Origin of the sequence: Streptomyces sp. NPDC059787 (genome assembly GCF_042732315.1) — a bacterium.
GTDB lineage: Bacteria > Actinomycetota > Actinomycetes > Streptomycetales > Streptomycetaceae > Streptomyces > Streptomyces atrovirens.
On the sequence record NZ_JBHWHX010000003.1, the window covers coordinates 192,465 to 205,472 of the forward strand.

Annotated in this window: 12 protein-coding genes and 3 pseudogenes; 8 read left to right on the forward strand and 7 right to left on the reverse strand. The window is 71.9% G+C overall.

Annotated elements, in window-relative coordinates; all coding sequences use genetic code 11:
• The first annotated feature begins 81 nt into the window (after nt 1-81).
• Nucleotides 82-2,226 carry an AMP-binding protein gene (locus tag ACFV5H_RS04610; RefSeq protein ID WP_385192798.1) on the forward strand — a complete coding sequence of 715 codons (2,145 nt, stop codon included), beginning with the start codon at nt 82-84 and terminating at the stop codon, nt 2,224-2,226.
• Between the two features lie 73 nt (nt 2,227-2,299).
• Here the strand turns inward: ACFV5H_RS04610 and ACFV5H_RS04615 are convergent, their stop codons facing one another.
• Complete coding sequence (locus ACFV5H_RS04615; protein WP_385192912.1) at nt 2,300-2,638, reverse strand: TrkA C-terminal domain-containing protein; 339 nt, start codon at nt 2,636-2,638, stop codon at nt 2,300-2,302.
• A gap of 129 nt (nt 2,639-2,767) precedes the next feature.
• A pseudogene (locus ACFV5H_RS04620) lies at nt 2,768-3,241 on the reverse strand (DUF1918 domain-containing protein); the annotation flags it as partial.
• Between the two features lie 572 nt (nt 3,242-3,813).
• Between ACFV5H_RS04620 and ACFV5H_RS04625 the strand changes: the two are divergent.
• The 4 genes and pseudogenes from ACFV5H_RS04625 to ACFV5H_RS04640 all read left to right on the forward strand — a co-directional run.
• Nucleotides 3,814-4,230, forward strand: a complete 417-nt coding sequence (locus tag ACFV5H_RS04625) for a DUF6153 family protein (RefSeq protein ID WP_385192800.1) — start codon at nt 3,814-3,816, stop codon at nt 4,228-4,230.
• Between the two features lie 105 nt (nt 4,231-4,335).
• Nucleotides 4,336-4,980, forward strand: a complete 645-nt coding sequence (locus ACFV5H_RS04630) for a DUF305 domain-containing protein (protein WP_385192802.1) — start codon at nt 4,336-4,338, stop codon at nt 4,978-4,980.
• Nucleotides 4,981-5,408: 428 nt separating this feature from the next.
• Nucleotides 5,409-5,737, forward strand: a pseudogene (cutA, locus tag ACFV5H_RS04635) (divalent-cation tolerance protein CutA).
• Between the two features lie 121 nt (nt 5,738-5,858).
• Nucleotides 5,859-6,676: pseudogene (locus tag ACFV5H_RS04640) on the forward strand (IS5 family transposase); the annotation flags it as partial.
• A gap of 195 nt (nt 6,677-6,871) precedes the next feature.
• Here the strand turns inward: ACFV5H_RS04640 and ACFV5H_RS04645 are convergent.
• The 5 genes from ACFV5H_RS04645 to ACFV5H_RS04665 all read right to left on the reverse strand — a co-directional run bounded on the left by ACFV5H_RS04645 (nt 6,872) and on the right by ACFV5H_RS04665 (nt 10,104).
• Nucleotides 6,872-7,180, reverse strand: coding sequence for a sulfurtransferase TusA family protein (locus ACFV5H_RS04645; protein ID WP_385192805.1), 309 nt, complete (start codon nt 7,178-7,180; stop codon nt 6,872-6,874).
• 167 nt (nt 7,181-7,347) lie between these two features.
• A complete protein-coding gene (locus ACFV5H_RS04650; protein WP_385192808.1) occupies nt 7,348-8,235 on the reverse strand; it encodes a cytochrome c biogenesis CcdA family protein in 888 nt (295 codons plus the stop codon).
• Complete coding sequence (locus tag ACFV5H_RS04655) at nt 8,228-9,013, reverse strand: DsbA family protein (RefSeq protein WP_385192810.1); 786 nt, start codon at nt 9,011-9,013, stop codon at nt 8,228-8,230. Before ACFV5H_RS04655 ends, ACFV5H_RS04650 begins: the two co-directional genes overlap by 8 nt.
• 60 nt (nt 9,014-9,073) lie before the next feature.
• Nucleotides 9,074-9,598 (reverse strand): hypothetical protein, encoded by a 525-nt coding sequence (locus ACFV5H_RS04660; protein ID WP_385051016.1) that lies wholly within the window; start codon nt 9,596-9,598, stop codon nt 9,074-9,076.
• Nucleotides 9,599-9,651: 53 nt separating this feature from the next.
• Nucleotides 9,652-10,104: a hypothetical protein gene (locus ACFV5H_RS04665; protein ID WP_385192813.1), complete on the reverse strand. Its 453-nt coding sequence runs from the start codon at nt 10,102-10,104 to the stop codon at nt 9,652-9,654.
• A gap of 558 nt (nt 10,105-10,662) precedes the next feature.
• Here ACFV5H_RS04665 and ACFV5H_RS04670 point away from each other — a divergent pair.
• The 3 genes from ACFV5H_RS04670 to ACFV5H_RS04680 are packed head-to-tail and all read left to right on the forward strand — an operon-like array spanning nt 10,663 to nt 13,006.
• Nucleotides 10,663-11,028 (forward strand): rhodanese-like domain-containing protein, encoded by a 366-nt coding sequence (locus ACFV5H_RS04670; RefSeq protein WP_385192815.1) that lies wholly within the window; start codon nt 10,663-10,665, stop codon nt 11,026-11,028.
• Complete coding sequence (locus tag ACFV5H_RS04675) at nt 11,025-12,428, forward strand: rhodanese-like domain-containing protein (protein ID WP_385192817.1); 1,404 nt, start codon at nt 11,025-11,027, stop codon at nt 12,426-12,428. Before ACFV5H_RS04670 ends, ACFV5H_RS04675 begins: the two co-directional genes overlap by 4 nt.
• On the forward strand, nt 12,425-13,006 hold the full coding sequence (locus ACFV5H_RS04680; RefSeq protein WP_385051022.1) for a rhodanese-like domain-containing protein: 582 nt from the start codon (nt 12,425-12,427) through the stop codon (nt 13,004-13,006). The genes ACFV5H_RS04675 and ACFV5H_RS04680 overlap by 4 nt, the downstream gene beginning before the upstream one ends.
• The last annotated feature ends 2 nt before the right edge of the window (nt 13,007-13,008 follow it).

Below are 13,008 nucleotides of genomic sequence, written 5' to 3' on the forward strand. Positions count from 1 at the left end.
GGCCCGCAGGAGTCCGGAGACGCGGCCGGAGCCGGGCCCGGTGACCCTGGAGATCAGGGGACAGTGCCGGGAGGAGCGTCCATGCACGGGGAAACCATCCACAAGGAGACCGCACCGGTCGTCCCGCCCCGTCTCACCGACTACGACCGGGCCCGCTCCGCCTTCACCTGGTCGCAGGCGCGTACCGGGCTGTCCGGGCTGCCCGGCGGCGGGCTCAACATGGCCCACGAGGCCGTCGACCGGCACGCCTCCTCCGACCACGCGGACAAGGTCGCACTGCGGTGCGTCGCCCGGGACGACTCCGTCTCGACCCTCACGTACGCGGAGCTGTCCCGTAGTACGGCCCGTTTCGCGAACGTGCTCCGGTCGCTGGGTGTCGGTCACGGGGACCGGGTGTTCACCCTGCTGGGCCGCTGCCCCGAGCTGTACACCACGGTGCTGGGCACGCTGAAGAACACCAGCGTGCTCTGCCCTCTCTTCTCCGCCTTCGGCCCCGACCCCGTGGAACAGCGGCTGCGGCTGGGCGACGCGCAGGTGCTGGTCACCACCGCGGCCCTCTACCGGCGCAAGGTCGCCGAGCGCCGCGCGTCGGTTCCCGGACTGAAGCACGTCCTGCTCGTCGGTCCCGGCGCCGAGGAGCTGCCCGGCACGGCCTCCTTCGACGACCTGCTGTCCGCCGCCCCGGACACCTTCACCGTCCCGCCCACCTCGCCCGAGGACATGGCCCTGCTGCACTTCACCAGCGGCACCACCGGCACCCTCAAGGGAGCCGTCCACGTCCACGAGGCCGTCGTCGCCCACCACACCACGGCCGCGTACGCGCTCGATCTGCATCCCGGGGACGTGTACTGGTGCACCGCCGATCCCGGCTGGGTCACCGGTATGTCGTACGGGATCATCGCCCCGCTCGTCCACGGTGTGACGGTGGTCGTCGACGAGGGGGACTACGACGCCCGGCGCTGGTACCGGATCCTCGGCGAACAGCGCGTCACCGTCTGGTACACCGCCCCCACGGCCCTGCGCATGCTGATGCGCGCCACCCCGCACCGGGGCCCGTACGACCTGCCGCGCTCCTACGACCTGTCGGCCCTGCGTTTCATCGCCTCCGTCGGCGAGCCCCTCAACCCGGAGGCCGTCGTGTGGGGCCGGGACGTGCTGGGCCTGCCGGTGCACGACAACTGGTGGCAGACGGAGACCGGCTGCATCATGATCGCGAATTTCGCGGCCTGCGAGATCCGTCCCGGTTCGATGGGGCGGCCGCTGCCCGGTGTCGACGCGACCGTGCTGAAACGAGGTGAGGACGGCCGGGTCCTGGTCGCCGAGGGCAACGTCACGGAGGTGGAAAGCCCCGGCATGGAGGGCGAGTTGGCGCTGCGGCCGGGATGGCCGTCGATGTTCCGCGGCTACCTGCACGACAAGGAGCGCTACGCCGCCGCGTTCGCCGGCGGCTGGTACCTGACGGGTGACCTGGTCCGCCGGGACGGACCGTCGCCGATGGGACCACCGGAGGGCGGGCTGCGGAACATGGTGGATCGTCTGGTGGCCGAGGCGGCCGAACGGGCGCGGGCGGTGGCACCGCAGGTCGAGGCCGGTCACGTCGTGGTGACCGGTGAGCCGTTGACCGTTCTGGAGGCCCAGTCGCGGGCCGCGGAGCTGGTGGTGGTCGGATACCGGGGCATGGGCGGGTTCGTCGGGCTGCTGGTGGGGGCGACGGCGGTGCATCTGGCGGCGCACGGCCGGTGCCCGGTGCTGGTCGTGCGCGAGCAGTCCCTCGTCGACGGTCCGATCGTGCTGGGCATCGACGGCTCGGCCGCAGGACAGAAGGCCGTGGACTTCGCCTTCTCCGAGGCCGCCCTGCGGAACGCTCCGTTGGTGGCGCTGCACACCTGGACCACGTGGAACGCGCCGATGCCCGACCCGCAGGATCCGTCGGTGCCGTACGCGAATCCGCCGGGAGCGCTGGCCGGGGAGGAGGAGAGGCTGCTGTCCGAGGCGCTCGCCGGACGTCAGGAGCGCCACCCGGGCGTGGTGGCGGATCACAGGGTGGTGCACGGCGGGACGCGGGAGGCGTTGGTCGAGGCCAGCAGCTCCGCCCGGCTGGTGGTGGTCGGCGCGCGAGGGCGCGGCGGTTTCGCCGGGTTGCTCCTGGGTTCGCTCAGCCAGGCCCTGCTGCATCACGCGCGCTGTCCGGTCGCGGTGGTGCGGGGAACGGGAGAGCGTCGCTGAAGCGTCCGCCGCGCGCTCCGGCACCCGGCCTCACCACAGCGGCAGGCAGCCCGGCGTGCCCGGCGGGGGTGGTTCACTGGAACGCCGCGTGGATCTCGTGTTCGGTCGCGGAGTGCGAGACGAGCAGGAGCTCGTCCCCGGCCCGCAGGCGGACTGCCGGGTCCGGCACGGTGGGCTGTCCGTCGCGGACGATCGTGGCGACGACCGTCCCTTCGGGCAGCCGGATGTCGCCCAGAGCCCGGCCCACCGCTCTGGACCGCGGCGTGATGGCCGTTTCGACGACGTCGATGCCGGCTTTGCTGAGCCGCAGCAGGGCGACCGTGTCGGTGGCCCCGGTGGCCTCCTCGATGAGGGAGATCAGCGGGGTGGCGGCGGGTACGGCGACGTCTACGCCCCCGCGCGCGTCGAACAGCCAGGCGTTGCTCCACGGGCGTGGGCGCGGTGTCCTTGCCCCCGTCGGACAGCGGCTGGTCCACCGTCAGGACGTGGCCGCGCACCCGTATCTCGAAGGAGTCACCCGCGATCGGCACCACCTCTGCCGCTCCGGGCCGCCTCCCTGCAGTTCGAGGAGGGTGGTCCCCAGTGCGTCGGCCAGACGGACGAGGGTCCCGAAGCCCGGTTCGGACGGGTGCGTCTCGAGGTAGTCGAGGTAGGCCGGTGACATACGGGCCCGGCGGGCGGTCTCCTCCAGGCCGAGGCCCTTCCGCCGGCGTGCGGCCGCCAGCCTCCGACCGATGTCACCGGGGCCGCCGACGGCGGCTTCGGCGTCCGAGGTCCCGGCGGCGGCCGCGTCACCCGGCACCGGTGCGTCCGGTGCCTCCCGTTCCGCACCGAGGTGGCGGAGGTGGTCGTCCGGCCCGGGGAGGACCGGCGTGACGTCGCCCGTGTCCGACCAGCGCACGTCGTACGGCGGTGTCCCGTCGTCGTGATGGAGGCCGATGTTCTCCCCGTCCCGCCGGACGACACCGGTGGCCGGGCTCTCGACGATCAGCCGGTCGCCAAGGCGGGCGTGCATGGCAGCGCCCCCTTTCCTCTGTGCCGATACCACTCCAGGATCACGCCGGAGCGACGCCCCCACCAGGTGGCCGAGTGCCCCGGCCAGGACGAAAAGGTCCTTCGTCCCGCGTGCGGGCCTCAGGTCCGCGTGATCGGCACCGGGTCACTGCCCCTCCCCGTCGGAATCAGCGCGGCGGGGTGGCGCGGGGCCACGGTCGGGTCGATGGTGTGGCGGTTGCGGCGGCCCGCCCTGGTACGGGTGAGGTGTCCGGCGGCCTCGAGATCGGTGACGACGAGCTGGACGGCATCGTCTCGCCCACTGCCGGGGCGTCATCGCCGAGACGGTCGGCAGCCTGGACGCGGTCAGCGCCGTGGACACCGGGTCCGGCACCGGCTTGACCACCCCGACGACCGCCACGGAGCCCGACCGGACGCTCTGCGCGCTGATCGTCAGGACTGCCGGCGAGGTCGATCACGAATCCGCCGGCCGCTCGGCCGGCCTCGAACCCGACCCGCTGTGGCACGCCTGGGTTCGCTCTTGCGTACCTCTCGCCCCGCATACAGCGGGGCCGCTCTCGTAACATGAGGGATGTGACAGCCCGTACGCAGCTCCGTCGTACGCGATCGTCCTTCGGACGGTGGCGTGCGCTGCTGCTGCTCGGGCTGCTCGCCGGTCTGCTCGGCATGCACGCCCTCGGGCCTGCCGACGCGGTCGCGGCAGGCGGCCATGCGTCACATCACCTTCCCGCCGTTACGGCGCACGCGGGCACGGGGACGGCCGACGAGTTCATCTGTCACGGCGCCGACAGCGACGGCGGGCACACACAGCACGCCGATGCCACCTGTGCGTCCGGGGCGGTCGGCGCGGGTCCGGTTCTGTCCCCGCTGGCGCCCGACCCCGTCGGTGCGGCCCCGTCCGCCGATCACCTGCCCGGCGCCTTCACCGCCGCAACCGGGGGCGGGCGTGCCCCGCCCACCCTGGCCGAACTGCAACTCCTGCGGATCTAGGACAAGGCCGAGCCGTGCCCGCCCCACCGTCAAGGCGGACACGGCACTCCACCGTGTCCCGCGCCGATCGGCGCGCCCGCCTTCGTACCTCGCAGGAGTACACCCATGACCAGCACCCGTTCCCTCGTCCGCCGTGCCGCCCTGGGCGTCACGGCCGTGACCGCCGCCCTCGTCCTCGCCGCCTGCGGCAACGACGACGCCTCCCCCGACACCGGCTCCGGCGCGCAGACGTCCGCCCCGGCGAGCGCCGAGGACACCGCCGGCGCCCACAACGACCAGGACGTCGACTTCGCAGAGGGCATGATCCCGCACCACCGGCAGGCCCTCCAGATGGCACGGATGGCCCAGCGCCAAGCATCCTCCGCCGAGGTCAAGGACCTCGCCTCCCGGATCGAGAAGGCCCAGGACCCGGAGATCGAGACCATGTCCGGGTGGCTGGAGGCGTGGGGCGAGGACGTGCCCTCCGGCATGCCCGGCATGGATCACGGCGGGCACGGTGACGACGACTCCTCCGGCATGCCCGGAATGATGGGCACCGAGGACATGGACCAGCTCATGGAGGCGTCCGGCCATGACTTCGACACCATGTTCCTGACGATGATGATCGAGCACCACGAGGGCGCCGTGGACATGGCCACCACCGAGAAGGACGAGGGTCGGTACGGGCCGGCCAAGAAGCTGGCCGACGACATCATCACCGCGCAGACCGCCGAGATCGAGGAGATGAACGAACTCCTCGACAAGAACTGACGCTCCACGGCGGGCGACGGGGTGGGTCCCCTGTTCCGTCGCCCGCTTCACGCTCCTCGTCGCAACTTGCAAAGAACCTCAACACGAGGGTTCGTTCCCGCGCCACCGCGGTCGTTCTCGCGGTCGCACTGGCCACGTATTCCCCCACGGCTGATACGGCGTCCGGTATGACAGCGCGGCGAGCTTCGGCGGAGTGATGCCGAGACACAGGAACTGCGACACTTTTCGGCGTGGACCGGCCAAGGCGAGACGTACTGGCGTCTGTACGAACGTAGGACGCACACGGCGCCCTGCATGCCACCCCAGAAGGACAGGGACCTGATGGAAAAGCAGCCGGGCAGACCTCGATCAGCGGTGTAGCGACCGACTTCCGGTGTGCTCTGAACGACTGGGTAGGGTCGCGGTACCCGAGTTGGAAAGGCCGTTACATGGCCAACGACATCGTGATCGCACAGACGACCATCGATAACGAGGACCAGGCGACGGCGCTGGCCCGGGGCGCGGTCGAGGGCAAGCTGGCAGCAGGCGTTCACATCGATGCGCCGATCACCGCCTTCTACTGGTGGAAGGGGAAGGCCGAGACGGCGCAGGAGTGGCGGATCTCGTACACGACCACGACGGATCGCCTCCCGACGCTGGAAGCTTCGCTGCAACGAGCGGCACCCGTACGAAGTCCCCCAATGGGATCACACTGCCCGTGACCGGTGGGTCGGACGCGTACCTGTCCTGGGTTGTCGAGGAGACGGCTCAAGGCTGACGAGCGATGCACCGTACGACGGCGCTCTCGTCTTGAGCTTGCCCGCATGTCGTCCGATGGGGCTCAGGATGCGAACTGCCTTATATCGTCTCCTCCGTGGTGAGGCGTCGTTGACTTCGGTATGGGGCGGCGGGGTACGTGGAGTTGGATTGTTCCGGATGGGCTGTGGGAGATCGCGAAGCCGCTGATCCCTCCGTCGAGGGTGCGGCCGCAGGCTGGCGGAACGCAGGACACGCCTGATGAGACGCTGTTCGCGGCCATCGTCCACGTGCTGGTCAGCGGCTGTGCCTGGCGTCGGCTTCCGCCTTGCTTCGGCATATCGAAGTCGACCGCCCACCGTCGGTTCCTGATCTGGTCCAGAGCCGGCGTCTGGGGGCGGCCGCACGAGGCCGTACTGCATCGGCTCGACGACGCCGGTCTCGTCGACGTCACCCGCGTCGTCCTGGACACCGCCCACGCCCGCGCTGAAAAAGGGGCGAACGCACAGGTCCGAGCCCCGTGGACCGGGGTAAGCCGGGTTCCGAGATGCACGTCCTGTCGGACGCGAACGGACTGCCTCTCCTCGTCGGCGTCTCGGCGGGCAACACCCACGACAGCGAAGGGCTGAAGCCGATGGTCGAGGGTCACCAAACGAGACACGACCCCCACCGCGGCCGCTGCGTCAAGCCCCAGCGCCTGCATGCGGACAAAGCCTACGACCGGGCTGACCTGCGCAGGTGGCTTCGTGGCAAGCGCATCGGAGTCCGCATCGCCCGCAAGGGCATCGAGTCCAGCGAACGATTAGGGCGCCGCCGATGGGTCATCGAGCGCACCATGCCGTGGCTGTCCGGCTACCACGGACTCAGCCCCCGCTACGAGCGCGATCCCCGCAACTACCTGGCCTTTCTCGGACTCGCCGCCTCCCTGTGCTGCTACAAACGGCTCATCCGCCTCACCACATGGGACATGGTCCAACCCCGCGCACGCCAAAGGGCGGTGCCCGCTGTGACCACGCAGTTTTGTCGGCAAAGGACTGCGCAGGCTGTGCTGGGTCGAGGGATGTGTCGCTGTGCAGCTGGCGAAGATACAGCAGGACGGTTGGCAAGGTGTGATCACGGACCGTGAGCGATTCCGTGCTGTCAAGGGGGACGGCGGTTAACCGCCGGAATTGTCCGCATGCCAGGGGGCACGAGCTCGGGTGAGGCGGGCAAGGGCAGCAATCCGCAGGGCGTACGCCGGCCGTTCGCCGTCGGGAACGGGACCGAGGTAGTGGTGGCCCGTCCTGTGGCACCAGGCGGGCAGGTCGAGCGGTGCGGCCGGGGCGGTGGCGATGACTTGGACGACGGTGCCCGGCCCCGCCCCGTCGATCTCCTTGCGAAGGCGCAGCAGGAGGGGGACGCAGAGCAGGCCGGTGCCGTCGACGGTGACGTCCGGCACCGGGATCTCGCGGTTCATGGCGTTCATCGGCGGTAGGTGGCCGTGGCGACGGCGGGCAGCAGAGCGAGGGCATCGCCGATCCTCGTGCTCACACTCGCCCTGCCAGGACTGAGCTGGACTTCGGCCTCGTGGCCGTTTGCGAGCCCGGGGTCCTGGGAGAATCCGGAACGGGTCCTCCCAGGACATGTGTGGGGTCAGCGGTGTTCCTTCTTGGTGCCGTCCACGCGGACGCGCTCCGCCGGCGGGTGTCGTTTCTCCTGTCGTCCGGGCCTGGTGCGCAGCAGGGCGGCAAGGGCGGCTGCGGCCGCGACGGTGGACAGGCCGAGCAGCAGGGTGCGGTCGGGGACCGCGCCCGCCCACCGGGACAGCCGTTCCTCCCAGGCGAATTCCGCGTCCACTCCCATCAGGGACGGCAGGGCGGAGGTTCCGTCGAAGGCCAGGAAGAGGACGCCGAGCAGGATGAACATCACCCCGCCGGCCAGGGAGGCGGTGTGCAGCGGTACTTTTCCGACCTGGATCGCCCGGCCGCGCAGCCACCGCCGGCGCCCGAGGTCGTAGCGGTCCCACAAGGCGGCCAGTACGAACATCGGCACCGCCATGCCCAGGGCGTAGACGGCCAGCAGCGCACCGCCCCGCCAGGGGTTGCCGCCCATGGCCGCGACGGTCAGGACGGCGCCGAGGATCGGGCCCGCGCAGAAGCCCGCCAGGCCGTAGACCGAGCCCAGCGCCAGCACGGAGGCCGCGGATCCCGAGCGGCGCCTGCCGGCCGCCTGCTGCAGGCGGCGCGAGCCGAATCCCCGGCCCAGCACCTGGGCCACGCCGAGCGCGATGACCAGCCAGCCGCCCGCTGTCACCAAGGTGTCCCGGTGTCCGTAGAAGAGCCGCCCGGCGAAGGAGCCGGCCACGCCCAGTGGCACCAGGGTGAGGCAGAGGCCGGCGTAGAAGAGGGCCGTGCGGCCCAGGAGCCGGGTGCGGCTGGTGAAGGAGTACGCGAAGAAGGCCGGCAGCAGCAGGGCCGAGCAGGGGCTGAGGAGGGCCAGCAGGCCGCCGAGGAAGGCGACCAGCACGCCGGGGTCACTCATCGCCGTCTCCCTGCTGTCGTGCCTGCTCGGCGGCCTCGTCGATGATGTCGGTGAAGACGTCCGTGGGCTGGGCGCCGAGCACCGGCCGTCCGTTGATCAGGAACGCGGGGGTGCTGGTGACCCCGATGCCGTAGCCCTCCTCGCTGTCGCGGGTGACCGCCTGGTGGGCGGCGTCGGAGGCCATGTCCTTCTCGAACCGTGCGAGGTCCTGGACGCCGGCCTTCCGGGCCATGGCGATGAGGTTGCCCTCGCTGAAGTCGCCCGCGTTGCGCCGACGCGGCTCGGCGTAGGCCGCGTCGTGGAACTGCCAGAAGCGGTTCTGCTGTCCGGCCGCCCAGCCGGCTCGCGCGGCCTGGTCGGACTCGGCGCCGAAGACGGGGAAGTTACGCCACTCGATGCGCAGGATTCCCTTGTCGACGTAGTCGCGGACCAGGTCCGGCTTGGTCTCGCGGGCGAACCGGCCGCAGAAGGGGCACTGGAAATCGGAGTACTCGATCAGCACGACGGGGGCGTCCGGGCTGCCGAGGGCGAGCAGGTCGGCGGCGTCCCGGCGGGCCAGGGCGAGCAGCTCCGGGTTGGCCGGTTCCTGTGTCTCGGGGGTCGACACCGTGGCTGGGGCGGCCGTGCCGCCTCCGGTGGTGTCGCGGCCGAGGGTGAGGGCGAGGACGGCGGTCACGACGGCGGCGGCCAGCACGATCACGGCGAGGACGCGCCGGGTGCGGCCGGGGCGGGGCCGCCCGGCTCGCGAGGACGCGGAGGGTGCGGATGTTGCGGGCATGGTGGTGCTCCGAGAGGTGAGAAAGAGTGAGGAGATGTGTACGCGGGGGCGGCGAAAGGCTCAGCGGCGGACGGGCACGGGGCACGCGTCGGCTGTGGAGAGCTTGCGCAGTGCCGCCTCGGCCAGCAGGACGAGGGAGACGACGGCCACCAGCGGTTGCAGCGGGGCCCAGTAGGTGAGCGCACCGGAGGTGCCCAGCAGGACCAGGACGAGCTTGTTGCAGACGGGGCAGCCCACCGCCAGCAACGACAGCAGCCCGCCGGCCGACCCGAGCCGTCCGGCGGTCTTCGCGGACGGATCACTCTGACCCTCCGGTGCGCCCGGGTCGTCGGCACCGGTGCCGCGCGGCGGCCTGAGGAAGGTGGCCAGAACGAGGCCGGCGAGCACCGCGGTGGCGGCGAGCACGGGGTAGTTCCACCACTGGACGGGGACAGAACGGGAGAACAGGGGCGAGGGCACCACCGCAGTGGGCACGCCCACCAGCACCGTGGTCAGTGCGGCACCGGCCGTGGCGGCGACCCACTGCGGGGACTGCCACGCGGCCAGCGTCGCTCCCGCCCGGCGCAGGGACCGGGAGGAGGGCATGAAAGGGACTCCGTTTCGCTGAGGAGATGAAGGGACACGGCGCGCGGGCCGGTCTAGATCCTCAGGACGGAGAGCTGTACCAGGTCGGGTGCGGGGGGTGCGGACCCCGGCCCCGCGGATGCGGGGCCCGGGCCTGCCGGCGCGGTCGGTGTCCGGTGCTCCGCGCGTTCCGGCAGCGGCGCGGACGGACGGGAGCCGTCGTGGGTGGAGGCGATGTCGGGGGTGGCCTGCTTGCCGCAGTGCCCGGCGTCCGACGACAAGGGGTCGGACGCCTTGTGGAGGGCGACGGCTTCGCGGACATCGACGCCGCCCTGCTCCGCAGCGGTCCCACTTACGAGGGGGTCCACTGCGGGCCGTACGCCGGCTGTGGTGGAGGCCGGTTCGGCGCGGACGGATTCCGCCGCGGACCGCGCGGCCGCGCACAGGGACGAGACCAGCACGGCGACCAGCACCAGAAGGCAGCACAGCACGGAACCCGCTCTGTGGCGCGAAGAAAGCACTGTCATGGTGAGGGCTCCGGGAGGCGATACCGCATGCGGGAATCACAGTAGGGCATACGGGTAGGGGTATGTACCCGTGGGTCGCGAAGCCGCCACTCACACCGCACTCGGGCCGTCAGGGCTGCCACTCGTGCCGGGAGCGGCGGTGCTCCGAGGCGGCGCCCGGCGGATGCCGAGCCGCGCCCCGGCCATGATCCACCTCGGCCTCACGACAAGACCGCGGAACAGACGACGGGCCGCCGGGTCCGCCCTGAACTGAACCGTGCCGCACGTCGGCGCGACTCGGGTCCGAGGCCGGGCGGCTGGGGTGCCACGGCAGTGGTTCACCTCCACGGCACGAGGACCGGCGGGCGCGGAAGGCCGGCCGGCGGCGCCACCCGCAGGCTTCCTCCCGGAGTGGCGCAGCGCCCCGCCGCCTCCCCTGTTCTGTGGCGGGACGGAGTCCCGGCGTGTGAGGCGCATCACTTTCGGATACCCCCCGGGGCATAAACCGGATCCTGTTACGGTTGAGCCATGCATACCCCCCTGGGTATCACTGAAGGCAAGTGAGCAGGAGTTCCCCGCATGGTTCACGAGATCGACCAGCAGAGGTTCGCCGAGGCGCACGCGGCGGGCGCCCTCGTCGTCGACGTCCGCAACCGCGGCGAGTACCGCGCCGGCCACGTCCCCGGCGCCCGGTCGGCACCGCTGCCCACCCTCCCGCTGGCCCTCGCCGAACTGCCCAAGGACCGGCCGGTCCACGTGATCTGCCAGAGCGGCGGCCGCAGCGCACAGGCGACCTCCCTACTCCGCGCCCTGGGCTACGACGCCCACAGCGTCAGCGGCGGCACCGCCGCCTGGATCGCCGCCGACCGCCCCGCGGTCACCGGCGACGAGCCCGGCACCCCCGACGCCTCCACCGCCCCCGCCACCTCCGAGGAGACGCGATGATCACCGTCCTGCCCGTCGAGACCCCCGGCCTGGGCGACCGCACCTACCTCGCCCACGACGGCTCCGTGGCGCTGGTAATCGACCCCCAGCGCGACTACGACCGCGTGACCGCGCTGGCCGACGCGGCCGGCGTGCGGATCACCCACGTGTTCGAGACGCACATCCACAACGACTACGTCACCGGCGGCCTGGCCCTGGCCCGTGAAGCGGGCGCGCAGTACCTGGTGAACGCCGACGACGAGGTCTCCTACGAGCGCACCCCGGTGCGCGACGGCCAGGTGATCGAGGTCGGCGACACCCTGCGGGTGCGGGCGATCCACACCCCCGGTCACACCCATACCCACCTCTCCTACGCGCTTCAGGCCGACGGGGAGCAGGTCGCGGTGTTCACCGGCGGCTCCCTGCTGTACGGCACCACCGGACGGCCCGACCTGCTGGGCCCGGACCACACCGACACCCTGGTGCGCGCCCAGTGGCACTCGGCACGACGGCTGGCGGACGAACTGCCGGACGAGACGGCCGTCTACCCCACCCACGGGTTCGGCTCGTTCTGCTCCGCCACCCAGGCCACCGGCCTGGCCAGCACCATCGGCCAGGAGAAGCTGACCAACACCGCGCTGACCGCCGACGAGGAGGCCTACGTCGCACAGCTCCTGGCGGGCCTGGACGCCTACCCGGCCTACTACGCCCACATGGGCCCGGCCAACTCCGGCGAGCCAGGCAAGCCGGACCTGTCCGCGCCGTCCGTGGCGGACCCGGCCGAGCTGCGCCGCCGGATCGAGGCCGGCGAATGGGTGGTGGACCTGCGCGACCGCACCGCCTTCGCCGCCGGGCACCTCGCCGGCAGCCTCAACTTCGGCCTGGACGGCCAGTTCGTCACCTACCTGGGCTGGCTGATCCCGTGGGGCACCCCACTCACCCTGCTCGGCGAGAGTGCCGCGGACGTGGCCGAGGCCCAGCGCGAACTGGTCCGCATCGGCATCGACCGCCCGGCCGCCATGGCCACCGGCGGCCCCGGGGACTGGGCCGGCGGCGAGCTCCTGGCCGCCTACGAGCGCGCCACCTTCGGCGGCCTCAAGGAGGCCCTGGCCGGCGACGACGACCTCGTCGTCCTGGACGTACGCCGCCACCAGGAGCGCGACGAGGCCCACATCCCCGGCACGGTACACATCCCCATCCACGAGGTGCCGGGCCGCCTCGAGGAGATCCCCGCGGGCCGCGTCTGGGTGCACTGCGCCGGCGGCTACCGCGCCGGGGTCGTCGCCGCACTGCTCCACGCCCGCGGCCGCGACGTCGTCGCCGTCGACGACAGTTTCGACAACGCCCGTGACCTGGGCCTGTGCGCCCTCCCCTCCGAAACCCCCGCACCCTCCGACAACCGACAGGAGATCAACGCGTGACCACCTCCACCACCCCCCGCGGCCTGACCACCGACGAACTGCGCACCCGGCTCGACTCGGCCGACCCGCCCCGGCTGCTCGACGTCCGGTCCCCCGCCGAGTTCGAGGGAGCGCACATCCCCGGCTCCTACAACGTGCCGCTGGACGTCCTGCGCGAGCACCGGGAGGAACTGACGAAGCACCTGGACACCGACGTGGTACTGGTGTGCCGCTCCGGCCAGCGCGCCGGCCAGGCCGAACGCGCCCTCGCCGAAGCCGGGCTCCCCGGTCTGGCGATCCTGTCGGGCGGCATGACGGCCTGGGAGAAGTCCGGCGCCCCGACCACCTACGGCCAGGAACGCTGGGACATGGAGCGCCAGGTCCGCCTGGTCGCCGGCTCCCTGGTCCTGGTCGGCGCCCTCGGCAGCTTCGCCGTCCCCGGCCTACAGGCGCTGTCCGCGTTCGTCGGCGGCGGACTGGCCTTCGCCGCCATCAGCAACACCTGCGCCATGGGTGTGCTGCTGTCGAAGATGCCGTGGAACCGCACACCGTCCTTCGACCCGCGCAAGGCCGTCGCCCAGCTGGCCGACGGCAGGTGACC